The organism is Pseudomonas putida group bacterium ESBL64 (assembly GCF_045277175.1).
GTDB lineage: Bacteria > Pseudomonadota > Gammaproteobacteria > Pseudomonadales > Pseudomonadaceae > Aquipseudomonas > Aquipseudomonas alloputida.
Genome location: NZ_CP145799.1, coordinates 2,098,655 through 2,123,752 on the forward strand (window position 1 = coordinate 2,098,655; position 25,098 = coordinate 2,123,752).

A 25,098-nucleotide genomic window follows, 5' to 3' on the forward strand; every position below is an offset into this window, starting at 1 on the left:
GATTTTCCTCATACCGCGAGGGATCGACGCGCAAGCCCCCCAAACCACAAGGCACCGGCCCCTATGTCCAAAAAGTCACGCTCGAAACTCTGGTTCCTGGTTCACAGCTGGCTGGCCCTGCCCATCTGGTTCTTCGTGCTGATCGTCTGCTTCACCGGCACCCTGGCAGTGGTCAGCCAAGAGCTGGTGTGGCTGGCCAAACCGGAGATACGCGCGGCGAAGCCGAGCGATGATGCGCCACTGCTGACTTACGACCAGGTGCTCAAGGCCCTGCGTGAAGCCCGCCCCGATCTGGATGTGCAATACATCATGCGCCCGGACGAGTCGCACTTCGCGCTGCAGGTGCAGGTGGTGCAACCGGACAACACCACCCAGAACCTCTACGTGAACCCCTATACAGGGAAGATCCAGGGCATCAGCCCTTCCTTCGACTTCCGCCAGTTCACTCGCGCCTTGCATGGCTGGTGGCTGGTACCTTTCGGCAACGGCTACCCGTGGGGGTGGTACCTGGTCTCGCTGCTGGGCTTGCCGATGCTTGCCTCGCTGGTCACCGGCCTGGTCGTCTACAAGCGCTTCTGGAAAGGCTTTCTGAAACCTACCCTGCGCTTTCGCCAAGGTGCGCGCATCTTCTGGGGTGACTTCCATCGCCTGAGCGGTATCTGGTCGATCTGGTTCATTGCCGTGATCGCGATCACCGGCACCTGGTTCCTGATCCAGGCGTTGCTGGCCGACAACCACATCTCGATCTCAAGCCGCGACGTCCCCGCCGTGGTGGCCCGCGAGGACGTACCGCTGCTGCAGGCTGGCGAAGCGCCCCGGCTGGTCAGCCTGGAGCATGCCATCGAAACGGTGAAGGCGCAGATCCCCGGCTTCGAGGCATCCTTCGTGCGCCTGCCCGGCAATGCCTATGACACCTTCAACATCCGTGGCCGCGGCTGGTACCCGCTGATGTTCCAGAGCGCCAGCATCAACCCGTACACAGGCGTGGTCGCCACCTCGCACACCCTGGATGATCGCACGTCGCTGGAGTTCGTCACCGAATCCATGCGCCCGTTGCACACAGGCGACTTCGGCGGACTGTGGGTCAAGATGATCTGGTTCGTTTTTGGCCTGGTGCTGACCTTGATGGTGCTCAGCGGCCTGTTGATCTGGAGCAAGCGCACCGCACAGGCCACTGCAGCCGCACTGAAACGCAAGCCGCGCAGCGCACCAACGGCCAACGCCGCGCAAGACGCCCACCTGCCGGAGACCGCCCGATGAGCCGAGCCACCACCACCGACGCACCTTCGGCCTCACGCCGCCTGTGGCTGAAATGGCGCTTTCACCTGAACATCCTGCTGATACTCATCCCCTTGGGGTTCATGCCCAGGTATTTTGCCGACCAGGCGTTGTTCAAAGGTGAAGCCGGGCTGGGTGAGCGTGAGGCGGGTGTGGTCGCAGTGGGCCCATGGAGCCTGCGCCTGGCCGAATTCCGTGCGTCGGCGCCCCGCCAGGAAGGCCCGGCCGGGTATTTCAAGAGTTTCAGTGCGGCGCTGTGCAACCACTGTATCGGCGAAGTGAAGGCCACCTACCTGCGGGTGGGTAAGCCACGCAGCCTGCGCGCGGCCGGGAGCATCTTCTTCGGTTCACCCTACAGCATGGGCGCTTCCGTCCCGGTTCCGGCCAAGACCCGACCCAACACTGAATTGTGGATCACCATGGAAGGCTGGGATGGCAGCGTGCACCAGGCTTCGATCCCCCTCAGCCAGGCCTCGCCGGCGACAGTTGCCTGGCTGCAGGCGCAGGTTGGCAGCCGCTAGACAACCCGGCGGCGCCCCCCCTGATCGGGTCAAGCGTTGCCAGCGGCGCTTTCCTTGCCCGCGTCCGTGGGGGCGCTTTCAGTGGGCGTGAAGACCATCACTTCCAGTACATCGGAATGGAACTCCCGGCGGTACAGGATCAATACCACGCCCACACTCACCACCATGAATAGCCAAGGGCTGATGAACCAGGTCAGCATGGCCATGCCGAAGTAATACGAGCGCAGGCCGAAGTTGAACTGGTTGGCGGCCAGTGACAGCACCCGCGCCGCGCGGGAGGCGAACGCCTTGCGCTCCAGCTCATTGACCAGCCGTTCACCGATCATCGGCGCCGACCCCACCAGCACGGCGGCAAAGTTGTATTGGCGCATGCACCAGCTGAACGTGAAGAAGGCATAGACAAATACCATGGCCAGGCACAGCAGCTTGATCTCCGACATGCCCTGGGATGTTTGCTGAACCAGCGGCAGGTCGGCCAGCAACGACAGTGCCCGGTCGGAGGCACCGAGCACGGTGAGGATGCCAGCCAGAATGATCAGCGTGCTGGAGGCAAAGAACGAAGCGTTGCGCTCCAGGTTACCGATCACGCTGGCATCAGCGATGCGGTTGTCGCGCAGCAGCATGCGGCGCATCCAGTCTTCGCGGTACAAGTGCAGCACACTGGCCAGGCACGCGGTGTCGCGCCCCTTCCAGATCGCATAGCGGGTATAGCCACCCCAGCACAGGGCGAACCAGGCGATGGCCAGCAGGTTGTTGAGGTTGCTTTGGATGAAGTTCATGCAGGGTTACCGAAAGGGCCATGTGCCTAAAGGATAGGGACCGGATTTCGACGCTGGCAAGCGGCAAAAGGCACACCTGCACACTGAAAAATGCATTACCTGCTGCGAAGCGGCCGAAACAGGCAAACAGCAAAAAGCCCCGCATCCTTTCGGAGACGGGGCTCTCTTGTTTTCACCCTTGGCGGGCACCCTTCGGCTTGTGGCCGGTGCCGCCCTCAGGCTTCGACTTGTCCGGTCAGGCCAGCGCCTCGCGCGGCTTGCCGAGCATGCGGTCGCAGGCCACGGCACCCACCAGGGTCACCACCGAAGGTACCAGCCAGGCCATGCCGGCATCACTCAATGGCAGGTGCGCCATGAAGTCTGGCAACACGTGGGCAAGGCTGCTGCCCTTGATCGCATCGACCATGCCGAACAACAGCGATACCAGCATCACCGGTGCCAGGATGCGCGTTGGCGAGTTCCACAGGTCTTTCACGAAGCTCAGGCCAACCACCACGATGCACGGCGGATAGATGGCGGTGAGCACCGGGATCGAGAACATGATCAGCTTGGTCAGGCCAAGGTTGGAAATCAGCAGCGAGAAGCCGGCGAGGATCACCACCAGCGCGCGGTACGACAGCGGCAGGATCTGGCTGAAGTACTCGGCGCAGGCACAGGTCAGGCCAACCGCGGTTACCAGGCAGGCCAGCGCGATCAGCACGGCCAGGAAGCCGCTGCCCAGGGAGCCGAAGGTGTGCTGTACGTAGGCATGCAGCACCGCCGCACCGTTGGTGGCGTCCGCCGCGATGTCGTGGCTGGTGGCACCCAGGCGGAACAGGCTGATGTAAACCAGGGCCAGCCCGACACCGGCGATCAGGCCGGCGATGATGGCGTAGCGGGTAATCAGCCTCGGCGACTCGACACCGCGCGAGCGAATGGCATTGACAATAACGATACCGAACACCAGGGCACCCAGGGTATCCATGGTCAGGTAGCCATCGGAGAAGCCCTTGGAGAACGCAGCGGCGGCATAGGCAGGCTGTGCGTCACCGATGGTACCGGCGGGCAAGGCGAAGGCAGCGATGCCCAGTACGGCCAGGGCAATGATCTTCAACGGTGCCAGGAAGCGGCCCACGGTGTCGAGCAACTTGCCAGGGTACATGGACACGGCCAGCACGACGATGAAGTACACCAGGCTGTAGATGAACAGCGCCAGCGGGCTTTCACCGGTCAGCGGTGCAACGCCCACTTCGAACGACACGGTCGCGGTACGCGGGGTGGCGAACAGTGGGCCTACCGACAGGTAGCACACAGCAGCCAGCAAGCCACCGAAGAACTTGCCGATCGGGCTGCTCAGGGCATCCATGCCGCCACCGACCTTGGCCAGGGCGACCACGGTGATGACCGGCAGGCCGACGGCAGTCACCAGGAAGCCCAGTGCAGCCATCCATACATGCGGGCCAGACTGCAGGCCGACGATAGGCGGGAAGATGATATTGCCTGCACCCACGAAAAGCGCAAACGTCATAAAGCCAAGCGCCAGGATATCCTGGCCTTTGAGAACTTTCATTTAAGGTAGTACCACACTGCTGAAATCGGGATTCGAGAGGGGATTTCCCTTTGGGTAAGGGGAAATGCTGCCCGGCTTGATAGGCCAGACCCGTTTAGCGTGTCGTTCCCTTTTGGGGTACGGGCACAGAGTGAACGCGTAATGTAACTGTTTTGTCAGTCAAACGCACTGGCACAGTGCTGCTTGTCCGATGTGCGTACATGTTTGTCGTCTGCGCGACCGAGGACAGCAGGCATTATCCTCGGATTGAAACATTCGTCTGCATGAAAATTCCTATTAAACCTGTCGAAGAGTCTCTATCGCCAGCACCGGCCTCTTCGCGGGTAAACCCGCTCCTACGAACCCCACATACGACAAAGGCCACCCGAAGGTGGCCTCTGTGCGCGTGGGGGGTGTAGCAGTATTACTTCTTGGCTTCCCAGCCAGTCAGCTCGGCCAGGGCCTTGCCGATGTCAGCCAGCGAACGCACGGTTTTCACACCCGCGTCCTGCAGGGCTGCGAACTTCTCGTCCGCAGTACCCTTGCCACCGGAGATGATGGCGCCAGCGTGGCCCATGCGCTTGCCCGCAGGTGCGGTAACACCGGCGATGTAGGAAACGACAGGCTTGGTCACGTGGGCCTTGATGTAGGCCGCGGCTTCTTCTTCAGCCGAACCGCCGATCTCACCGATCATCACGATCGCTTCGGTCTTCGGGTCTTCCTGGAACAGCTTCAGGATGTCGATGAAGTTGGAGCCCGGGATCGGGTCACCGCCGATGCCGACGCAGGTCGACTGGCCGAAGCCGGCGTCGGTGGTCTGCTTCACAGCTTCGTAGGTCAGGGTGCCGGAACGCGAAACGATACCGACCTTGCCTGGCAAGTGGATGTGGCCTGGCATGATGCCGATCTTGCACTCGCCCGGGGTGATGACACCTGGGCAGTTAGGGCCGATCAGGGTCACGCCCAGCTCGTCGCACTTGACCTTGGCATCCAGCATGTCCAGGGTAGGAATGCCTTCGGTGATGCAGACGATCAGCTTGATGCCGCCAAAGGCAGCTTCCAGGATCGAGTCTTTGCAGAACGGAGCCGGTACGTAGATGACCGAAGCGTCAGCGCCGGTAGCTTCCACGGCTTCCTTGACGGTGTTGAACACCGGCAGGCCCAGGTGGGTGGTGCCACCCTTGCCTGGGGTTACGCCGCCGACCATCTTGGTGCCGTAGGCAATGGCCTGTTCGGAGTGGAAAGTACCCTGCGAGCCGGTGAAGCCCTGGCAGATGACTTTGGTATCTTTATTGATCAGGACGCTCATTACTTGCCCTCCGCAGCTTTGACAACTTGTTGAGCAGCGTCGGTCAGGCTGGTTGCCGCAATGATGTTCAAACCGCTTTCTGCCAGTACTTTAGCGCCCAGTTCGGCGTTGTTGCCTTCGAGGCGAACGACGACCGGAACTTTAACGCCGACTTCTTTCACTGCACCAATGATGCCTTCGGCAATCATGTCGCAGCGAACGATGCCGCCGAAGATGTTGACCAGAACGGCCGCGACATTGCTGTCGGACAGAATGATCTTGAACGCTTCGGTAACGCGCTCTTTGGTAGCACCACCGCCAACGTCGAGGAAGTTGGCCGGCTTGCCGCCGTGCAGGTTGACGATGTCCATGGTACCCATGGCCAGGCCGGCACCGTTGACCATGCAGCCGATGTTGCCTTCAAGGGCAACGTAGTTCAGTTCGAACTTGGCAGCGTGGGCTTCACGGGCGTCGTCCTGCGACGGGTCGTGGAAGGTTTTCAGCTTCGGCTGACGGTACATGGCGTTGGCGTCGATGTTGATCTTGGCATCGAGGCAGTGCAGGTCGCCATCGGCCTTGATCACCAGCGGGTTCACTTCCAGCAGCGCCAGGTCATGATCCTTGAACAGCTTGGCCAGGCCAACGAAGATCTTGGCAAACTGTTGAACTTGCTTGCCTTCCAGGCCCAGCTGGAAAGCCAGCTCGCGACCCTGGAACGGCTGAGCGCCGACCAGTGGGTCGATGGTGGCCTTGAGGATTTTCTCAGGCGTTTCGTGAGCGACTTTCTCGATGTCCACGCCACCTTCGGTGGAAGCCATGAACACGATACGGCGGCTCGAACGATCGACTACAGCGCCCAGGTACAGCTCTTTGGCGATGTCAGTGCAGGATTCGACCAGAATCTTGGAGACGGGTTGACCGTTGGCATCGGTCTGGTAGGTAACCAGATTCTTGCCCAACCACTGTGCAGCGAACGCCTTGGCGTCTTCCTTGCTGCGAACCAGCTTTACGCCGCCCGCTTTACCGCGACCACCCGCGTGAACCTGGGCTTTTACAACCCACTCGTTCCCGCCGATCTTGTCGCAGGCTTCTGCAGCTTGCTCAGGGGTGTCGACTGCGAAACCCTTGGAAACTGGCAGGCCGTATTCAGCGAACAGCTGCTTACCCTGATACTCGTGAAGATTCATGCTTTTTACCGTCTTCGTTAGGTACTGCGCTTCGGCGCTGCGCCATCAGTGGCGCCGCACCACCTGTGACCGTTGACCCCGGGTTTCCCGTGTGATCCGGTCCGGCGGACTTTCCGCGGTGAGTCATGCACGCAAGACTCACGACGGGCAGCCCGCCGTGGTTTCTTATAATTAACGCTTCTTACGGTTGGCCACGTGAATGGCGCCGCCATTCACCGCCAGCGCTGCTTCATGCAACGCTTCGGACAGGGTTGGATGGCTGAAGACCATCATGCCCAGATCCTCGGCACTGGTGCCGAATTCCATTGCGATTGCGCCCTGCTGCACCAGTTCGGCAGCCGATGGGCCAATCACGTGAACACCCAGAACGCGGTCGGTCTTGGCATCGGCGATGACCTTGACGAAACCACCGGTGTCGTTGGCAGCCATCGCACGGCCGCTGGCCGCGAACGGGAAGGTGCCCACGTTAACCTCAACGCCCTCGGCCTTCAAGGCCTGTTCGGTCTTGCCGACCCACGCGATTTCCGGGTGGGTGTAGATGACCGATGGGATCAGGTCGTAGTTCATCTGGGCCTTGTGGCCCTTGATGCGCTCAACGACCATGATGCCCTCTTCCGAAGCCTTGTGGGCCAGCATCATGCCGCGTACCACGTCACCGATGGCGTACACGCCAGGAACGCTGGTGGCGCAGTAATCGTCGACGAAGATGTAGCCACGCTCGTCGATGGTCACGCCGCTGTCGGCAGCCAGCAGATCGGTAGTCACCGGGCGACGGCCGACGGCAACAATCAGCTTGTCGAAGGTGATCTTCTGCTCGCCTTCGGCGTTGGTGTAGGTCACTTCGACTTCATTGCCGTTGACTTTCGAGCCGGTGACGCGAGCGCCCAGCTTGATGTCCAGGCCTTGCTTGGTCAGGGTCTTCTGGGCTTCTTTCGACACGGCGGTGTCGGCAGCCATCAGGAAGGTGTCCAGGGCTTCCAGGACGGTCACTTCAGCACCCAGGCGAGCCCATACCGAGCCCAGCTCCAGGCCGATCACGCCTGCACCGATAACGCCCAGGCGCTTCGGTACGGCCTGGAATTCCAGGGCGCCGGTGGAGTCGACGATGACGTTCTGGTCGACCGGGGCCGGCGGAATGTCGATCGGGCGCGAGCCGGAAGCCAGGATCACGTTCTCGGCTTCGATGACTTCGGTGGTGCCGTCAGCTTTGGTGACTTCGACTTTCTTGCCGGCCAGCAGCTTGCCGTGGCCTTGGATCGAAGTGACGCCGTTGGCCTTGAACAGGGTGGCAACGCCACCGGTCAGGTTCTTGACGATGCCCGCCTTGCGGCCAACCATCGCGGCCACGTCCATCTTCACTTCGCCAGTGGAGATACCGTGGACGTTGAAGCTCTCTTTGGCTTCCTTGTATTTCCAGGAGCTGTCCAGCAGCGCCTTGGAAGGAATGCAACCTACGTTCAGGCAGGTGCCGCCCAGGGCCAGCTTGCCCTCGGCGTCGGTGTACTTCTCGATACAGGCAGTCTTCAGACCAAGTTGTGCGGCCTTGATGGCAGCTACATAGCCGCCTGGGCCTGCACCGATTACCACTACGTCGAATTTCTGGGTCATAAAAGATTCCTTATCAGCTACAAGCTACAAGCCGCGAACCGCGCGGCATGGCTTCTCGCGAAGCCAGGCCCGGCACGGTACGCAGCCAGAGGGTTAGATGTCCAGCAGCAGGCGGGACGGATCTTCCAGCAGGTTCTTGATAGTGACCAGGAAGGTTACCGCTTCCTTGCCGTCGATCAGGCGGTGATCGTACGACAGCGCCAGGTACATCATCGGGCGAATCACGACCTGGCCATTGATGGCCATCGGGCGCTGGATGATGTTGTGCATGCCGAGAATGGCGGCCTGCGGCGGGTTGACGATCGGGGTCGACATCATCGAACCGAAGGTGCCACCGTTGGTGATGGTGAAGGTACCACCGGTCATCTCTTCGATGGACAGTTTGCCGTCACGGGCCTTCTTGCCGAAGGTAGCGATGCCGTTCTCGATTTCAGCCAGGCTCATCGACTCGGCGTTACGCAGCACCGGCACCACCAGGCCACGGTCGCTGGACACGGCAACACCGACGTCGGCAAAGCCGTGGTAGACGATGTCGTTGCCGTCGATCGAGGCGTTGACAGCCGGGAAGCGTTTCAGCGCTTCGGTGGCAGCCTTGACGAAGAACGACATGAAGCCCAGGCGCACGCCATTGTGGGTCTTCTCGAACAGGTCCTTGTACTTCGAACGCAGGGCCATGACTTCGGTCATGTCCACTTCGTTGAAGGTGGTCAGCATTGCCATGTTCGACTGGGCTTCGACCAGACGCTCGGCGATCTTGGCACGCAGGCGGGTCATCGGCACGCGCTTCTCGGTACGGTCGCCAGCGGCGACGACAACCGGGGCAGCGGCAGCAGCGGCAGGCTTGGCAGCCGGTGCAGCGGCAGGAGCCGACTTCTTGTTGGCAACAGCAGCAACCACGTCTTCCTTGGTGACGCGACCGCCTTTACCGGTGCCTGCCACGGTAGCCAGGTCGATGCCGTTTTCTTCAGCCAGCTTGCGCGCAGCCGGGGCAGCGATCGGGTCATCTTCGCCGGCGTCAGCGCTGGCAGCGGCCGGAGCAGCTGCAGGTGCGGCGGCCGCGGCAGGCGCGGCGGCAGCACCGCCTTCAACGATCGAACCCAGCAATTCGTCGGACAGGACGGTGTCGCCCTCGCCCTTGACGATGTCGCCCAGCACGCCATCGGCAGTCGCCAGTACTTCCAGGACAACCTTGTCAGTCTCGATGTCGACGATCAGCTCGTCACGCTTGACGGCTTCGCCCGGCTTCTTGTGCCAGGTGGCAACGGTGCCATCGGCAACCGATTCCGGGAAGGTTGGGGCTTTGATCTCGATAGCCATTATCTGTGTTTCCTTAAATTCGGTTTCAGGTGCGCGAAGGCGTTAGACAGTGAAGGCGTCTTGCAGCAGTTTTTCCTGCTGTTCGGCGTGCTTCGAAGCGTAACCACAGGCTGGCGCGGCAGAAGCGTCGCGACCGGCGTATTCCAGGACCAGTGCCTTGTTGTGGCGGCCCAGGATACGGCGCATGTGGTGCTGGCTGCTGTACCAGGCACCCTGGTTCATCGGCTCTTCCTGACACCAGACCGCATGCTTGAGGTTGGTGTAAGGGGCGAGGATTTCGACCAGATCGTCCTCAGGGAACGGATACAGCTGCTCGATACGCAGGATGGCGATGTCTTCGCGGCCTTCGGCACGGCGTTTTTCCAGCAGGTCGTAGTAGACCTTGCCGCTGCACAGCACCAGACGCTCGACCTTGGCCGGATCGATTGCGTCGATTTCCGGGATCACGGTCTGGAACGAGCCTTCTGCCAGGTCTTCCAGGGTCGAGATGGCCAGCTTGTGGCGCAGCAGCGACTTCGGCGTCAGGACGACCAGCGGCTTGCGCAGCGGGCGAATGACCTGGCGACGCAGCAGGTGGTAAATCTGTGCCGGCGTCGTCGGTACGCAGACCTGGATGTTGTGCTCGGCGCACAGCTGCAGGTAACGCTCCAGACGCGCGGAGGAGTGCTCCGGCCCCTGCCCTTCATAGCCGTGTGGCAGCAGCATGGTCAGGCCACACAGGCGGCCCCACTTGTGCTCACCACTGGTGATGAACTGGTCGATCACCACTTGCGCACCGTTGGCGAAGTCGCCGAACTGGGCTTCCCAGATCACCAGCGCGTTCGGCATGGTGGTGGAGTAGCCGTATTCGAAGGCCAGTACCGCCTCCTCGGACAGGAACGAATCGTACAGATCGAAACGTGGCTGGCCAGGGAACAGGTTCTGCAGCGGAATGTAGGTGCTGGCGTCCTTCTGGTTGTGCAGCACCGCGTGACGGTGCGAGAAGGTGCCACGGCCGATGTCCTGGCCGGTCATGCGGATCGGGTGACCTTCGAACTGCAGGGTGGCGTAAGCCATGGTCTCTGCATAACCCCAGTTGATCGGCAAGCCACCGGCCTGCATCTTCTGACGGTCTTCGTAGATCTTCGACACCTGACGCTGGACCACGAAACCTTCCGGCAGCTCGAGCAGCTTGGCCGACAGATCCTGCAGGGTCTTGAGGTCGAAACGGGTGTCGTGACGCGCGGTCCAGGCATGGCCCAGGTACGGACGCCAGTCGACGAACAGCTCGCGGTTCGGCTCCTTGACCAGGCTTTTCACCACGTGCAGGCCATTGTCCAGCGCGTTGCGGTACTCGTCGATCTTGGCCTGAGCGCGCTCGGCGTCGATGCGACCGGCCTGGATCAGCTGCTCGGCATACAGCTCACGGGTAGTGCGCTGCTTGCTGATTTGCTGGTACATCAGCGGCTGGGTGCCGTTCGGCTCGTCAGCCTCGTTGTGGCCACGGCGACGGTAGCAGACCAAGTCGATGACCACGTCACGCTTGAACTGCATGCGGTAGTCGATGGCCAGCTGGGTGACGAACAGCACGGCTTCCGGGTCATCGCCGTTCACGTGCAGGATCGGTGCCTGGATCATCTTGGCAACGTCGGTCGCGTACTCGGTGGAGCGCGCATCCAGTGGGTTGCTGATGGTGAAACCAACCTGGTTGTTGATCACGATGTGCACGGTACCGCCGGTCTTGAAACCGCGGGTCTGCGACATCTGGAAGGTTTCCATGACCACGCCCTGGCCAGCGAACGCAGCGTCGCCGTGGATCGAGATCGGCAGCACCTTGTCGCCAACGGTGTCGTTGCGGCGGTCCTGACGGGCGCGCACCGAACCCTCGACCACCGGCGAAACGATTTCCAGGTGGGACGGGTTGAACGCCATGGCCAGGTGCACTTCGCCACCCGGGGTCATCACGTTCGAGGAGAAGCCCTGGTGATACTTCACGTCACCGGAGCCCAGCTCGTTCATCTTCTTGCCTTCGAACTCGTCGAACAGCTCGCGCGGGTTCTTGCCGAAGGTGTTCACCAGCACGTTCAGGCGGCCACGGTGGGCCATGCCGATCACGACCTCCTTGGCGCCGTAAGAGCCGGAACGCTGGATCATTTCATCCAGCATCGGAATCAGGCTCTCGCCGCCTTCAAGGCCGAAACGCTTGGTGCCTGGGTACTTGGTGCCCAGGTACTTTTCCAGGCCCTCACCGGCGGTCACGCGCTCGAGCAGGTGGGCCTGCACGTCAGCGGAAAACTCCGGACGGCCGCGCACGCTTTCCAGGCGCTGCTGGAACCAGCTGCGCTGCTCGGAATCGACGATGTGGGTGAATTCGGCGCCAATGGTGCGACAATATGTCTTCTGGAGTGCATCGAAGATGTCGCGTAGGCTCGCCTCCTCTTTGCCGATGAACAGGTCGCCGGCACGGAAGGTCGTATCAAGATCGGCATTGGTCAAGCCGTAGTGATTGATCGACAGGTCTACGGGCGCAGGGCGCTGCCACAACCCCAACGGGTCGAGCTTGGCAGCCTGATGGCCGCGCATACGATAGGCCTGGATCAGTCGCAGAACTTCAACCTGCTTCTTCTCGTGTTCACTGCTCACGCTCCCGGCGGAAACCGGTTGGGCGCGGCGCTGGTTCTTTGCCAGCAGTACGAAATGGTCGCGGATTGTCGAGTGCGATACATCAGTAGCGGTGCTGCCGTCGGCTGGCAACTTCTGGAAGTAAGTGCGCCACTCTTCTGGCACAGCGTTAGGGTCGTGCAGGTAGAGCTCGTAGAGCTCTTCCACATATGCAGCGTTACCACCTGAAAGGTGGGCGCTATCCCACATGCGCTGCATCACGCTTTCTTGCATGCTTGGTCACCCTCGATTAGGGGACTGATCGGCGAGAGCCACAGCAAACCTGGAAAAGTCCGAAAACAGCGACTGAACCACGCCACTTGGATCCTGCTGATTTTCCGGGTACCAGCCCGGAAAGCCCCTGCTGGTCTCATATCTTCATAGGTAATGAACGCGGGCTTTGTGGGCCCTTGTTCGGGTTTTACCTCAGTGCGGGCTCACCACCCGCACCTCGGCTTACTGCAGGTACAACGCTTTGTATCAGGTGCCGCTTTGCAGCAGCATGTTACGTACGTGACCGATTGCCTTGGTCGGGTTCAGACCTTTCGGGCAAACGTTTACGCAGTTCATGATCCCGCGGCAGCGGAATACGCTGAACGGGTCATCCAGGGACGCCAGGCGCTCCTGAGTCTTGGTATCGCGGCTGTCGGCAAGGAAGCGGTAGGCTTGCAGCAAGGCTGCCGGGCCCAGGAACTTGTCCGGGTTCCACCAGAACGACGGGCAGGAAGTCGAGCAGCACGCGCACAGGATGCACTCGTACAGGCCGTCCAGCTTGTCACGGTCTTCCGGCGACTGCAGGCGCTCGATGGCCGGGGCCGGGGTGTCGTTCTGCAGGAACGGCTTCACCTTCTCGTACTGCTTGTAGAAGATGCTCATATCGACCACCAGGTCACGAATGACCGGCAGGCCTGGCAGAGGACGCAGAACCAGCTTGCCGCCCTTCACCACCGCCGACAGCGGGGTGATGCAGGCCAGGCCGTTCTTGCCGTTCATGTTCATGCCGTCGGAACCGCAAACGCCTTCACGGCAGGAGCGACGGTACGAGAAACCCTCGTCCTTTTCCTTGATCAGTGCCAATACATCCAGCACCATCAGGTCCTTGCCGCCGGTATCGACGTCGAACGACTCCATTTTTGGCGCCGAGTCGGTGTCCGGGTTGTAACGATAAACTTCGACTTTCAACATAGCAGCCACCCTTAGTAAGTCCGGACTTTTGGTTCGAAGGCTGGAACAGTCTTCGGCGCAAAGTTGACGCCGCGCTTGGCAACGCGCTTCTCACCCGGGTAGTACAGGGTGTGGCACAGCCAGTTTTCGTCGTCACGGTCTTCGAAGTCTTCACGGGCGTGAGCGCCGCGGGACTCTTTACGGGCTTCCGCCGCGATGGCGGTAGCTTCGGCAACTTCCAGCAGGTTCTGCAGCTCCAGCGCTTCGATACGCGCGGTGTTGAAGGCCTGGGACTTGTCGTTGATCTTGACGTTGGCGATACGGTCACGCAGACCGGCCAGTTGCTCGATACCCTTCTGCATGTATTCGCCAGTACGGAATACACCGAAGTAGTTCTGCATGCAGCTCTGCAGCTCGCGCTTCAGGCTGGCAACGTCTTCACCGCTGGTACGCTCGTTGAGCTTGTTCAGGCGGTTCAGGGCAACATCGACGTCGGTGTCGCTGGCGTCGCGGTATTCCACGCCTTCGCTCAGCGCCTTCTCCAGGTGCAGGCCGGCAGCACGGCCGAACACCACCAGGTCGAGCAGCGAGTTGCCGCCCAGGCGGTTGGCACCGTGAACCGATACGCACGCCACTTCACCTACGGCGAACAGGCCCGGGATGATGTGATCCTGGCCGTCGGCGTCCATGGTGATGGCCTGGCCATGGATGTTGGTGGCAACGCCGCCCATCATGTAGTGGCAGGTTGGAACCACCGGCACCGGCGCGACCACAGGGTCGACGTGGGCGAAGGTCTTGGACAGTTCGCAGATACCTGGCAGGCGGCTGTGCAGCACTTCCTCGCCCAGGTGGTCCAGCTTCAGCAGTACGTGGTCCTTGTTCGGGCCCACGCCATTGCCGGCGATGATTTCCTTGACCATGGAACGGGCAACCACGTCGCGGCCGGCCAGGTCTTTCGCGTTCGGCGCGTAACGCTCCATGAAGCGCTCGCCGTGGGCGTTGATCAGGTAGCCACCTTCGCCGCGGCAACCTTCGGTGACCAGTACACCGGCGCCGGCGATACCGGTCGGGTGGAACTGCCACATTTCGATGTCCTGCACCGGCACGCCTGCACGCAGGGCCATGCCGATACCGTCACCGGTATTGATCAGGGCGTTGGTGGTGGACGCGTAGATACGGCCTGCACCGCCAGTGGCCAGTACGGTGGCCTTGGACTTGATGTACAGGGTTTCGCCGGTTTCGATGCAGATGGCGATCACACCCACGAATGCGCCGTCCTGGTTCTTCACCAGGTCAACTGCGTAGTACTCGTTGAGGAACGTGGTGCCCGCTTTCAGGTTGCCCTGGTACAGGGTGTGCAGCAGCGCGTGACCGGTACGGTCCGAAGCGGCACAGGTACGGGCGGCCTGGCCACCTTTACCGAAGTCCTTGGACTGACCACCGAACGGGCGCTGATAGATGCGGCCGGTTTCGGTGCGCGAGAACGGCAGACCCATGTGGTCCAGTTCGAAGACCGCAGCCGGGCCTTCCTGACACATGTATTCGATAGCGTCCTGGTCACCGATGTAGTCGGAACCCTTGACGGTATCGTACATGTGCCAGCGCCAGTCGTCGTTCGGGTCGGCCGAAGCGATGGCGCAGGTGATGCCGCCCTGGGCGGATACGGTGTGCGAACGGGTCGGGAAGACCTTGGTGACTACGGCAGTCTTGTGGCCGCCTTGAGCCAGTTGCAGCGCTGCGCGCATGCCGGCGCCGCCGCCACCGATGATGATGGCGTCGAAGGAAATGGTTGGAATGCTAGCCATGGATCAGATACCCCAGAGAATCTGCACACCCCAGACGAAGTAAGCGAACATCGCAACGCCGCATACCGCCTGGAACAGGAAACGAATCGCAGTTGCCGACTTGCCGAACGACATAGGCGTCAGGTAGTCGGTTGCAATGGTCCACATGCCAACCCAGGCGTGAGCGCCCAGGGCAACGAGGGCCAGCAGACTGAAGATCCGCATCGCGTTGTTGGAGAACAGACCATGCCACTGGGTGTAGTCGATGCCTGGGTGGGCGACCACGTAGCCGATCAGGAAGAGGAAGTAAGCCGCGAGAACGACCGCAGAAACGCGCTGCGCCATCCAGTCATAGAGGCCCGAACGCGACAGGTTCGTGACATTGGTTACCATACCCAAACTCCCACCAGAACGATCAGCACCACGGAGATGACGATCACGATTTTCGAGCCCAGCTTGCCGCCTTCCAGCGTCTCACCGATACCCATGTCCATGATCAGGTGACGAACACCTGCCACGAGGTGATAAAGCAGGGCGGACAGCAGACCCCAGGTCACGAACTTGGCCAGCGGGCTGGTCAGACACGCCTTCACCTCACCGAAGCCTTCCTCGGAACCCAGCGACTTGCCCAGTGCATAAAGCATGATGGCAAGGCCGATGAACAGGATGACGCCGGAGATACGGTGCAGGATGGACGTGTACGCAGTGACGGGGAGCTTGATGGTCCTTAGGTCTAGGTTTACAGGTCGTTGGCTTTTCACGGCTTTTTTCACACTGAAGAGCCCCTAGCGAATCAGGGCAAAGTTGTTGGTAAGTGTACTGGTCAGGTACCCACCACCCAGGGAACGGCGACCCCCAGCAGTTCGGGCTTGCAAGCCCCTGGCGGTCGGGTGCCGAGTATAGACAGTTAGGCTGCTTATGACAACGTGACGGGGTAGCCCAAATAGCGCATTGCCTTTAATGAACAAAAGGCGTAAATGGGCGAGAATTTCGGGAAAAATCAGGCTTGAATGCCTGATTCAACAAGCCTTTAGGCAAATTGACATCTGAATTTATCCCTCTATAGTGGTGCGGGCCCTGCGTGGGGGGTCTGTCTGATGATTTCAAGCATTAATAGGAGGCCACATGGCTGACAAAAAAGCGCAGTTGGTCATCGAGGGCGCTGCCCCCGTCGAGCTGCCCATTTTAACCGGCACCGTTGGTCCTGATGTAATCGACGTCCGCGGGTTAGGGGCCACTGGTCACTTCACCTTCGACCCAGGTTTCATGGCGACTGCCTCGTGCGAGTCGAAGATCACCTATATTGACGGCGACAAAGGTATCCTGCTGCACCGCGGCTACCCGATCGAGCAACTCGCCGAACAGTCCGACTACCTCGAAACCTGCTACCTGCTGCTCAATGGCGAACTGCCGAATGCCGAGCAGAAGGCCCAGTTCGTCAGTACCGTCAAGAACCACACCATGGTTCACGAGCAGCTGAAGTCCTTCTTCAACGGCTTCCGTCGCGACGCTCACCCGATGGCGGTGATGTGCGGCGTAGTCGGCGCCCTGTCGGCGTTCTATCACGACTCCCTGGACATCAATAACCCGCAACACCGCGAAATCTCCGCGGTGCGCCTGGTCGCCAAGATGCCGACCCTGGCTGCGATGGTTTACAAGTACTCCATGGGCCAGCCGATGATGTACCCGCGCAACGACCTGTCGTACGCGGAAAACTTCCTGCACATGATGTTCAACACCCCGTGCGAGATCAAACCGATCAGCCCGGTGCTGGCCAAGGCAATGGACCGGATCTTCATCCTCCACGCCGACCACGAGCAGAACGCCTCCACCTCCACCGTTCGTCTGGCAGGCTCGTCGGGTGCCAACCCGTTCGCCTGTATCGCCGCCGGTATCGCCGCACTGTGGGGCCCGGCCCACGGCGGTGCGAACGAAGCCGTACTGACCATGCTGGATGAAATCGGCGATGTTTCGAACATCGACAAATTCATCGCCAAGGCCAAGGACAAGAACGACCCGTTCAAGCTGATGGGCTTCGGTCACCGCGTGTACAAGAACCGCGACCCGCGCGCCACCGTGATGAAGCAGACCTGCGACGAAGTCCTGCGCGAGCTGGGCATCAAGAACGACCCGCAGCTGGAACTGGCCATGCGCCTGGAAGAGATCGCCCTGACCGATCCTTACTTCATCGAGCGTTCGCTGTACCCGAACGTCGACTTCTACTCGGGGATCATCCTCAAGGCGATCGGCATTCCGACCAGCATGTTCACCGTGATCTTCGCCCTGGCACGTACCGTGGGCTGGATCTCGCACTGGAAAGAAATGCTCTCCAGCCCGTACAAGATCGGCCGTCCGCGCCAGCTGTACACCGGTGAGCAGAAGCGTGACATCGTTGCTCTGAAAGACCGCAAGTAAGCGTTGATCGCTGAACGTAAAAGGCTGCCCTCGGGCAGCCTTTTTTATTGTAAATCCTGCCGGTCGCAGTTCGGCCTTTGCGGGGGCGACCTTGCGTCGCGAAAGGGCTGCAAAGCAGCCCACGCAATATTGCGCCAAGCCTAAGATTCGGGGGCCGCTGCGCGCCCCATTCGCGACGCAAGGCCGCTCCCACAGAGACCGCGCGCCGCGTTAAACCTCAGTTTTTCTCAGCCCGCTCGCGCAGAGCTTTCAGGGTATTGAACGGCGCATCCACCACGAACTTGTTGGCCACCATTGCCGGCACGCTGCCGCCCGGCTCGGTGTGCACCTGGTAGGTCACCTCCGTGCTGTCGCCCTTGGGCACCAGCTTCCAGAAGCCCTCAACCTTGGCCACCCGCACAAAGCCCTTCTCTTCCGGCAAATAGGTCGGCTCTTCCTTCAGGTTACGCACCAGGCTGCCGTCCGTCTCCTTGACCGTGGTCACATGCAAAACCGAATCACGCGGCGTCACCGGCCAGGGTGTATTGAACTGGGTGTAGGTCCAGGTCTGGTCACCTTCTTGCTTGAGCAATTTCTGCAACTTGCACTCATGAATCCATGCGCAGGCACCCACCACATCTTCCTGCAACGCCTGCACCTTGGCCAGCGGCGCCTTGATCACGGTAACACCCTGATAGGCCTTGTACTTGGAACCCGCCACTTCGCTGAGGGATACCTTGATCCCGTCCTCGTTCTTGGCCACTTGCCAGTTTTCAGCCCAGGCCACAGGCGACAGCAGAACACCCACGCCACACAGCAGTGCAATACGCTTGAACGATCTCATCATGTTTATCCTTGTTGTCGAAGATCCAGCCTGTCACGCCGCCGTCATCTGCTCCCACCAGCCAAGAATCCTGATTGCCTCGTCACGATCACTGCCGCACACCTCGGCATCCGCCTTGAAGCCACCGCACACCGCCGGCCGCTCGGGCTTGCCGAACAGGTCGCAAAGGTTGGCCGCAGTCAGGTGCAGGCAGCGCTCACCCGCCGGCTTGCCATTGGGCATTCGCGGCATCGCAGAAGTGATGGACGGGGCGATGCAGCAGGCACCACAGCCCTCACGGCATTTCATGGCTATTCACCAAAATCAGGACTCCCTGGAACAAAACGGGACGAACGTCCCTGGATAGTAACCGCTCAAACAGTCGTTTGAAATTGCTGGCACGATGAAATCTGCTGTGACCCAGCAGTCAGTTCTCGCCTATTGGCGATACTCGAAATCGATGGCAGCGCCCTCCACCTCACGACGGCTATCATTGCGCAGTTGCAGCTGCATTTCGTTGTTGATCAGCCGGCCATTGAGCTGGAACGGGCTGTCATTGGTCTCTGGCTTTTCTGTGAACATGGGCGGCAACAAAGGTTTGCGCCGCTGGATTGGGGAAAGCGTGCCCACATTCGGCTCAAGGTTGTTGACCATCTCGAGGGGCAAGCTAAGGTCCAGCCCTGTCTTGGGCAATGGCTTGGCAACCGCTTTGCTGACCGGCTTGTGCGCGGGCTTGGCTGTCGCCTTTTTTGGCACGTGCTTACCCTGAGCCGCCTGAACCTCGTTTGCCGGTTGCGCAGCCAAGGCAGGGGCGACCGGGCAGCAAAACGGCAAAAGGCACACGATCAGAACAAAGCAGCGCAAAACGTTCATGGCAAATGGACAGACTGGCAGGAAAAATGCGTATGCTCCCTGTTCCATAGGCAGCTTGCAAGCCTTACAAAAGCGTAACCGCAGTCTCCCTGCACAACTGCTGCGCCAGCAAACCGAGCGTAATCACAGCCCGCTCGGCCTCCTTATTCCAAGGAATGCCGCAGTTGAGTCGGACACAGTGGTTGAACTGCTCTGTGTTACTGAATATCAGTCCTGGCGCAATGCTGATGCCCTGCTCCAGCGCACGCACATGCAGCTCCTGGGTATTGACCCGACCCGGCAGGCTCACCCAGAGAATGAAGCCGCCTGTCGGCCGGGTCATCTGGGTACCCTCGGGGAAGTGCTGCTGCACTGCCAGCTGATAGGCACTAAGGTTCTTGCGATATTCCTGGCGTATGTAGCGCAGATGCCGGTCGTAGCCGCCATTCTCCAGGTAGGCTGCCACGCCCATCTGCGTCACGCTACAGGCCGAGTGGGTGGTAAACGTCTGCAGGCGCTGAATCTCGTCCTGGTAACGCCCGGCGATCATCCAGCCCACCCGCACGCCAGGGGACAGGGTCTTGGAGAAGCTCGAACAGTAGATTACCCGGTCCAGCCGGTCGAACGCCTTCAGCGCCTTGGTCTTGCCCTGCTCGAACATCAGCTCACCGTAGATGTCATCCTCGATGATCTGGATATCGAAGTCCGAGGCCAGGCGCAGCAATTGCTTTTGCCGCTCTTCGGGAACGGTGCCGCCCAGCGGGTTGCTCAAGCGCGCAGTGAGCACCAGCGCCTTGATCGACCATTGGTTAGCCGCCAGTTGCAAGGCTTCGAGGCTGATACCGGTGGACGGGTCACTGGGGATTTCGATCACTTTCAAACCCAGCAGGTCAGCCAGCTGCAGCAAGCCGTAATAGGTCGGCGACTCGGCGGCGATCAGGTCACCTGGGCGGGTGAGCACCCGCAGCGACATCTGCAGGGCATCGACACACCCATGGGTCACGATCACTTCGCGCGGGTCGACCAGCACGCCGGCATCGCGCATGCGTATGGCAATCTGTCGGCGCAGCGGCTCGAAACCGGGGCTGAACATGTAGCTGAAGGCGCGCGGGCTGTGGAAGCGCGTCACCTTGGCGATTTGCTGATGCAGGGCGCGCACTGGCAGGTAGTCGACATGCGGCACTGCAGCGCCAAATGGGAACACACCATCGCGGCGCGCCTCAGTCAGCACCTGCTGGATGATGCTGGCGCGCGTGACCAGGCCGGGGCGTTCCACCCGGGCGATGTCCGGGGTTTGCGCGGTCAAGGCAGGGGTCTGGTGCACGTAATAGCCAGACTGCGGCCGCGCCCGGATAAGCCCTTGGTCCTCAAGATTGGCATAGGCCTGCAACACCGTGGCATGGCTGACGTTGAGCTGGGCGCTCATCTTGCGCACGGAAGGTACCCGCTCGCCTGGCTGGTAGACACCGCGACGGATATCATCGGCCAGTTGCTGGGCGATACGCTGGTACAGCAGCAGGTTGGTCATGTCGACATGCTCGTTATTCTTGTACGGGTCACTGACGGTAGAGAATACCGTAACAGTTGCAAAGTGTACTGGGACAGATTGCAACATAGTCGACAATACAACAGCGTGACCGCTGTCGAAACGATTAAACCGACATAAAACGGGCCGCAAAGCGGCCCGTTTCGACAAGACTCAGCGCGCTGGCGCGAGCCGACCCTTGTCATCGGAGAATACGATCTCCACTCGTCGGTTTTGCGCCCTGCCCCGCTCCGAAGCATTGGCCTCGATCGGGTACTGGTCGCCATAGCCCTCGACCTGCAGGCGCTTTTCATCGATGCCCAGGTCCACAAGCATGTCGGCCACGGACTGCGCCCTGTCGCGCGACAGCTTGAGATTTTCCTCGCCCGCGCCAGTACTGTCGGTATAGCCCTCGATACGCACTACCCGGCGCGGGTTGAGCTGCAGGAACTGCACCAGCTTGAGCACAGTCCGGCTGGCCGAGTTCTTCAGGTCGGCACTGCCGGTATCGAACAGCACATCGCCCAAGGTCATCACCAAGCCACGGTCGGTCTGCTCCGAAGCCAACGCAGCAATCTGCGACTCGACCCACTTGCCCTGCTGCTGCACGCTGGCCAGCTTGGCCTCACGCAAGGCCAGCTGCAGGCGCTGGCGCTCCAGGTCGAGCTTGGCCTGGCGCTCCTGGTTCAGCGCCAGCTTGGCATGCTCGCGGGCAATCTCGCTGTAGCGCTGACTGAGGTAAGCATAATGCCGCACATCAGAACCGGTGCCGATGTAACTGGACAGGCGCTCGGCGCGAGCCAGCGATTCACCCGCCCGAATCACGTCACGCGGCGCGCTGCGCAGCACATCGGAATCATCTTTGACCCCCTGGAAGGCGGCGGTGGCCTCATCCAGCGCGGCACTGCTGCGCTGGCTGGCACAACCTTGCAAACCTGCCGTCAGCGCCAACAATGCCAATGCAGCCAAAGGCGTACGACGGATCATGGCTGCACCTCCAGTTGCTTGCGCAAGCGCTTGACCCGCGACTGCAGCACCTGCAGCTGCTCTTCGCTCTTCTGGTTCAGCACCTGGGCCTCGGCCAGGCGCGCATCCAGCTCGGCCTGCTCGGCGCGCATGCGCGCATCGCGATAGTCCTGGGTAAGCATGTTGGCCTTGGCGCGGGCCAGTTTGTCTTCAGCCAGTTTCAGCGTTTCTACCTGCTCAGTGGCGCCGACGGCCTTGGCCTGGTCCAGAGCCTGTTCGGAAATGCGCATCTGCTCGTCAGGGGCCGGATCATTGGCGCAGCCAGCCAGGCCGAGCACGGCCAGGGCGAGGATTAGTGGTTGGGTTCTCACGCAATCTTCCTAGTGTTTGGGGGCGTCCGCAGGCACGTGCAACTGCGCTTTCCAGCGCTCGACATTACGTTGCAGCACAGCTTCGGATGCACCAGAGATCGGCAATTCTGTCAGTTTTTTTGCCAATTGCCCACGCAACCAGCTGTCATTGCACGCCGAGTTGTGCGACAGCGCCAGGTACAGGCCCGGCCTGTCCACCGGCAAGCCGCGGGCTATCAGGTCATTGCTCATACCCAGGCTCTGGGCCATGGCCATACCGGAGTAACGGCCAGCCAGCACATAATCCACCTGGCCGAGTACCAGTTTCTGGAACGCCTGGGTCAGGTTCTGCGCCGGCACCAGCTTGAGCTGGGCCTTGGCGAACGCAGTAAAGGCCGGGGTCAGGCGCGCACGCTCGGACAAACTGCCCTGGTACCTGGCCAGGTCGGCCGGGCCATCAAAGGTCACCGCTGCATCATGGCGGGTCCACACCAGGTACTCATTGAGCTGCAACGGCGGATGGATGTAGTCCAGCGCGGTCAGTTGCTCCACCTGCATGGGGGTGTCGAGCAGCAGGTCCATGCGCCCGCTGCGCACCTCTTCCAGCGCCTGATCACGGCGACCGGCGCTCAGCACCTCGACCTTCACACCCAGCTCTTCCGCCACCTGGCGCAACAGGTCAACGTTGGCGCCGACCAGGTGCTTCGGGTCTTTCGGGTCCTGCCACGAATAGGGCGGCGCATCAGGGCTGCCGGTCGCCACCAGGCGCTCGCACTTGCCTGCGGCCATGGCCAGTGGTGACACCAACAGCGCCACACATGCCAGCACCCTGCCCGTTCCGCGCAACGTCATCCCTCACCCCTCAAGCCATAAAAAAACCCGACCCTCAAAACGAGGGCCGGGTTCTTTATAAGTGAAGCAGGCGGATCAGACCAGCTTTTCCAGCTCCGGCACCGCTTCGAACAGGTCAGCAACCAGGCCGTAATCAGCCACCTGGAAGATCGGCGCTTCTTCATCCTTGTTGATCGCCACGATCACTTTGGAGTCTTTCATGCCGGCCAGGTGCTGGATCGCGCCGGAGATACCGACGGCGATGTACAGCTGTGGCGCAACGATCTTGCCGGTCTGGCCGACCTGCATGTCGTTCGGCACAAAGCCTGCGTCGACCGCGGCGCGCGAAGCACCGACGGCGGCGCCGAGCTTGTCGGCCAGGCTGTACAGGTGCTTGAAGTTGTCACCGTTGCCCATGCCACGGCCGCCGGAAACGACGATCTTGGCTGCGGTCAGCTCTGGGCGATCGGACTTGGCCAGCTCTTCGCCAACGAAAGCCGAAATGCCGGCGTTGTGCGCAGCGCCAACAGCCTCGACGGCAGCCGAACCACCTTCGGCGGCCACGGCGTCGAAGCCGGTGGTACGCACGGTGATCACCTTGATGGCCGCGCTCGATTGCACGGTAGCAATGGCGTTACCCGCATAGATCGGGCGCTTGAAGGTGTCGGCGGACTCGACCGAGATGATCTCGGAGATCTGGTCCACGTCGAGCAGCGCGGCAACACGTGGCAGGATGTTCTTGCCGTTGGTGGTAGCCGGGGCCAGCACATGGCTGTAACCCTTGGCCAGCTCGACGATCAGCGGCGCGACGTTTTCCGGCAGGACGTGGGCGTAGGCAGCGTTATCAGCCACCAGCACCTTGGCAACGCCAGCGATTTTGGCAGCGGCTTCAGCAACGCCACCGACGTTCTGGCCTGCGACCAGCACGTGCACATCACCACCGATCTTGGCGGCTGCGGCGACAGTGTTCAGGGTGGCCGGGGCTACGGCACCGTTCTCCGGACCTTGTAGAAGGTCAGCGACAACCAGGATAGTCATATCAGATTACCTTCGCTTCGTTCTTCAGCTTCTCGACCAGTTCGGCCACCGATTTGACCTTGATGCCCGCGCTGCGGGCAGCCGGGGCTTCAACCTTCACGGTCTTGTTGGTGGAGGCGAGGGAAACGCCCAGTGCGTCTGGAGTAACAGTCTCCAGCGGCTTCTTCTTGGCCTTCATGATGTTCGGCAGCGACGCGTAGCGTGGCTCGTTCAGGCGCAGGTCGGTGGTGACGATCGCGGGCAGGTTCAGTGCAACGGTCTGCAGGCCGCCATCGATTTCACGGGTGACATTCAGCTTGTCGCCAGCGACTTCGACCTTGGAAGCGAAGGTGCCCTGGGCGAAGCCAGTCAGCGCGGCCAGCATCTGGCCGGTCTGGTTGTTGTCACTGTCGATGGCCTGTTTGCCGAGGATGACCAGCTGCGGCTGCTCCTTGTCGACAACGGCCTTCAGCGCCTTGGCCACGGCCAGGGAGTTCAGTTCGTCAGCGGCTTCTACCAGGATGGCACGGTCGGCACCCAGGGCCAGGGCGGTACGCAGTTGCTCCTGGGCAGTGGTCGGGCCGACGGAAACGACGACGATCTCGGTCGCAACGCCTTTTTCCTTCAGGCGCACGGCTTCTTCGACGGCGATTTCGCAGAAGGGGTTCATGGACATCTTGACGTTAGCAAGGTCGACGCCGGAGTTGTCCGCTTTGACGCGAACCTTGACGTTGTAGTCGACCACTCGTTTGACAGCTACAAGAACCTTCATGGATTCCTCGTTACTCTCCGGTGAATAGATAGTCGCCTGGGGCAGAGCCCTGCGATGCGCGTGGGTACAAGGGCACCTCTAAAGACGTATCGGGAGGCAGCAACTTCACAGTGACCAAACAGTCTTGTTCGGACTCTTGCGACAAATCCTCACGGGTCATTTCCTGTCGTGGCGTGTAAACTCCACTACAAACCGGCCTAAGCCCGCAAAACCCTGCTCCACACCTGGTCTTTAGAGGTGTACCTGCGCCCGGCTGCAAGCCTACGGCGAACGTAAAACCGCTCGTATCTTGACCGTAACACCCATTCCGGTCAATACGGCAAATCGGTCACCCTCCAGCCGCGTTCCTGTGATTTTACTGGCCTGCGGCAAATTCAAACAAACGTTTGTATTGGACCCGCCAAGTGGTGTAGATATAATGCGCGGCCAAGACAAAACGGTGTAGTCCGTCATTTGCCCAGCTACAGTTCCGCC

At 60.9% G+C, this 25,098-nt stretch carries 23 protein-coding genes; 3 read left to right on the forward strand and 20 right to left on the reverse strand.

The window, feature by feature from the left end:
* Window positions 1-63 precede the first annotated feature (63 nt).
* Window positions 64-1,260, forward strand: coding sequence for a PepSY domain-containing protein (locus V6093_RS09540; RefSeq protein ID WP_003254197.1), 1,197 nt, complete (start codon window positions 64-66; stop codon window positions 1,258-1,260).
* Complete coding sequence (locus V6093_RS09545) at window positions 1,257-1,799, forward strand: thiamine pyrophosphate-binding protein (RefSeq protein ID WP_144000334.1); 543 nt, start codon at window positions 1,257-1,259, stop codon at window positions 1,797-1,799. The genes V6093_RS09540 and V6093_RS09545 overlap by 4 nt, the downstream gene beginning before the upstream one ends.
* 29 nt (window positions 1,800-1,828) lie before the next feature.
* Here the strand turns inward: V6093_RS09545 and V6093_RS09550 are convergent, their stop codons facing one another.
* The 11 genes from V6093_RS09550 to sdhC all read right to left on the reverse strand — a co-directional run bounded on the left by V6093_RS09550 (window position 1,829) and on the right by sdhC (window position 15,867).
* Window positions 1,829-2,578 carry a DUF599 domain-containing protein gene (locus tag V6093_RS09550; RefSeq protein ID WP_003254200.1) on the reverse strand — a complete coding sequence of 250 codons (750 nt, stop codon included), beginning with the start codon at window positions 2,576-2,578 and terminating at the stop codon, window positions 1,829-1,831.
* Window positions 2,579-2,813: 235 nt separating this feature from the next.
* Window positions 2,814-4,127 (reverse strand): branched-chain amino acid transport system II carrier protein, encoded by a 1,314-nt coding sequence (brnQ, locus tag V6093_RS09555; protein WP_003254201.1) that lies wholly within the window; start codon window positions 4,125-4,127, stop codon window positions 2,814-2,816.
* Window positions 4,128-4,530: 403 nt separating this feature from the next.
* Entirely contained in the window at window positions 4,531-5,415 is an 885-nt protein-coding gene (gene sucD, locus V6093_RS09560; protein WP_003254203.1) for a succinate--CoA ligase subunit alpha, read from the reverse strand.
* A complete protein-coding gene (sucC, locus tag V6093_RS09565; RefSeq protein ID WP_003254205.1) occupies window positions 5,415-6,581 on the reverse strand; it encodes an ADP-forming succinate--CoA ligase subunit beta in 1,167 nt (388 codons plus the stop codon). The genes sucD and sucC overlap by 1 nt, the downstream gene beginning before the upstream one ends.
* A gap of 171 nt (window positions 6,582-6,752) precedes the next feature.
* On the reverse strand, window positions 6,753-8,189 hold the full coding sequence (gene lpdA, locus V6093_RS09570) for a dihydrolipoyl dehydrogenase (RefSeq protein ID WP_003254207.1): 1,437 nt from the start codon (window positions 8,187-8,189) through the stop codon (window positions 6,753-6,755).
* A 93-nt stretch (window positions 8,190-8,282) separates the two neighbouring features.
* Window positions 8,283-9,506, reverse strand: a complete 1,224-nt coding sequence (gene odhB, locus V6093_RS09575; protein WP_003254209.1) for a 2-oxoglutarate dehydrogenase complex dihydrolipoyllysine-residue succinyltransferase — start codon at window positions 9,504-9,506, stop codon at window positions 8,283-8,285.
* Window positions 9,507-9,548: 42 nt separating this feature from the next.
* The gene (locus V6093_RS09580; RefSeq protein WP_003254210.1) at window positions 9,549-12,380 is read right to left on the reverse strand and encodes a 2-oxoglutarate dehydrogenase E1 component; all 2,832 of its coding nucleotides are present in this window, start codon (window positions 12,378-12,380) and stop codon (window positions 9,549-9,551) included.
* Window positions 12,381-12,626: 246 nt separating this feature from the next.
* Window positions 12,627-13,331 carry a succinate dehydrogenase iron-sulfur subunit gene (locus V6093_RS09585; RefSeq protein WP_003254212.1) on the reverse strand — a complete coding sequence of 235 codons (705 nt, stop codon included), beginning with the start codon at window positions 13,329-13,331 and terminating at the stop codon, window positions 12,627-12,629.
* An 11-nt stretch (window positions 13,332-13,342) separates the two neighbouring features.
* Window positions 13,343-15,115 carry a succinate dehydrogenase flavoprotein subunit gene (sdhA, locus tag V6093_RS09590; RefSeq protein ID WP_003254213.1) on the reverse strand — a complete coding sequence of 591 codons (1,773 nt, stop codon included), beginning with the start codon at window positions 15,113-15,115 and terminating at the stop codon, window positions 13,343-13,345.
* A gap of 3 nt (window positions 15,116-15,118) precedes the next feature.
* The gene (gene sdhD, locus V6093_RS09595; protein ID WP_003254214.1) at window positions 15,119-15,487 is read right to left on the reverse strand and encodes a succinate dehydrogenase, hydrophobic membrane anchor protein; all 369 of its coding nucleotides are present in this window, start codon (window positions 15,485-15,487) and stop codon (window positions 15,119-15,121) included.
* Entirely contained in the window at window positions 15,481-15,867 is a 387-nt protein-coding gene (gene sdhC, locus V6093_RS09600) for a succinate dehydrogenase, cytochrome b556 subunit (RefSeq protein ID WP_008091902.1), read from the reverse strand. The genes sdhD and sdhC overlap by 7 nt, the downstream gene beginning before the upstream one ends.
* 352 nt (window positions 15,868-16,219) lie before the next feature.
* On the opposite strand from sdhC, the gene gltA reads away from it, so the two are divergent.
* Window positions 16,220-17,509 (forward strand): citrate synthase, encoded by a 1,290-nt coding sequence (gene gltA / locus V6093_RS09605; RefSeq protein WP_003254218.1) that lies wholly within the window; start codon window positions 16,220-16,222, stop codon window positions 17,507-17,509.
* 217 nt (window positions 17,510-17,726) lie between these two features.
* Here the strand turns inward: gltA and V6093_RS09610 are convergent, their stop codons facing one another.
* The 9 genes from V6093_RS09610 to V6093_RS09650 form a co-directional block, all read right to left on the reverse strand.
* Entirely contained in the window at window positions 17,727-18,332 is a 606-nt protein-coding gene (locus V6093_RS09610; RefSeq protein ID WP_047604107.1) for an START domain-containing protein, read from the reverse strand.
* Between the two features lie 33 nt (window positions 18,333-18,365).
* Window positions 18,366-18,620, reverse strand: a complete 255-nt coding sequence (locus V6093_RS09615) for a YkgJ family cysteine cluster protein (RefSeq protein WP_003254220.1) — start codon at window positions 18,618-18,620, stop codon at window positions 18,366-18,368.
* 129 nt (window positions 18,621-18,749) lie between these two features.
* On the reverse strand, window positions 18,750-19,184 hold the full coding sequence (locus V6093_RS09620) for a hypothetical protein (RefSeq protein WP_047604313.1): 435 nt from the start codon (window positions 19,182-19,184) through the stop codon (window positions 18,750-18,752).
* Window positions 19,185-19,248: 64 nt separating this feature from the next.
* Window positions 19,249-20,691, reverse strand: coding sequence for a PLP-dependent aminotransferase family protein (locus V6093_RS09625; protein WP_003254223.1), 1,443 nt, complete (start codon window positions 20,689-20,691; stop codon window positions 19,249-19,251).
* A gap of 171 nt (window positions 20,692-20,862) precedes the next feature.
* Entirely contained in the window at window positions 20,863-21,675 is an 813-nt protein-coding gene (locus tag V6093_RS09630) for an OmpA family protein (protein ID WP_047604108.1), read from the reverse strand.
* Window positions 21,672-22,025: a DUF4398 domain-containing protein gene (locus V6093_RS09635; protein ID WP_003254227.1), complete on the reverse strand. Its 354-nt coding sequence runs from the start codon at window positions 22,023-22,025 to the stop codon at window positions 21,672-21,674. The genes V6093_RS09630 and V6093_RS09635 overlap by 4 nt, the downstream gene beginning before the upstream one ends.
* Window positions 22,026-22,034: 9 nt before the next feature.
* On the reverse strand, window positions 22,035-22,856 hold the full coding sequence (locus tag V6093_RS09640) for an ABC transporter substrate-binding protein (protein WP_003254229.1): 822 nt from the start codon (window positions 22,854-22,856) through the stop codon (window positions 22,035-22,037).
* A gap of 75 nt (window positions 22,857-22,931) precedes the next feature.
* Window positions 22,932-23,873 carry an electron transfer flavoprotein subunit alpha/FixB family protein gene (locus tag V6093_RS09645; protein WP_047604111.1) on the reverse strand — a complete coding sequence of 314 codons (942 nt, stop codon included), beginning with the start codon at window positions 23,871-23,873 and terminating at the stop codon, window positions 22,932-22,934.
* 1 nt (window position 23,874) lies between these two features.
* Complete coding sequence (locus V6093_RS09650; RefSeq protein ID WP_003254232.1) at window positions 23,875-24,624, reverse strand: electron transfer flavoprotein subunit beta/FixA family protein; 750 nt, start codon at window positions 24,622-24,624, stop codon at window positions 23,875-23,877.
* Between the last annotated feature and the right edge of the window lie 474 nt (window positions 24,625-25,098).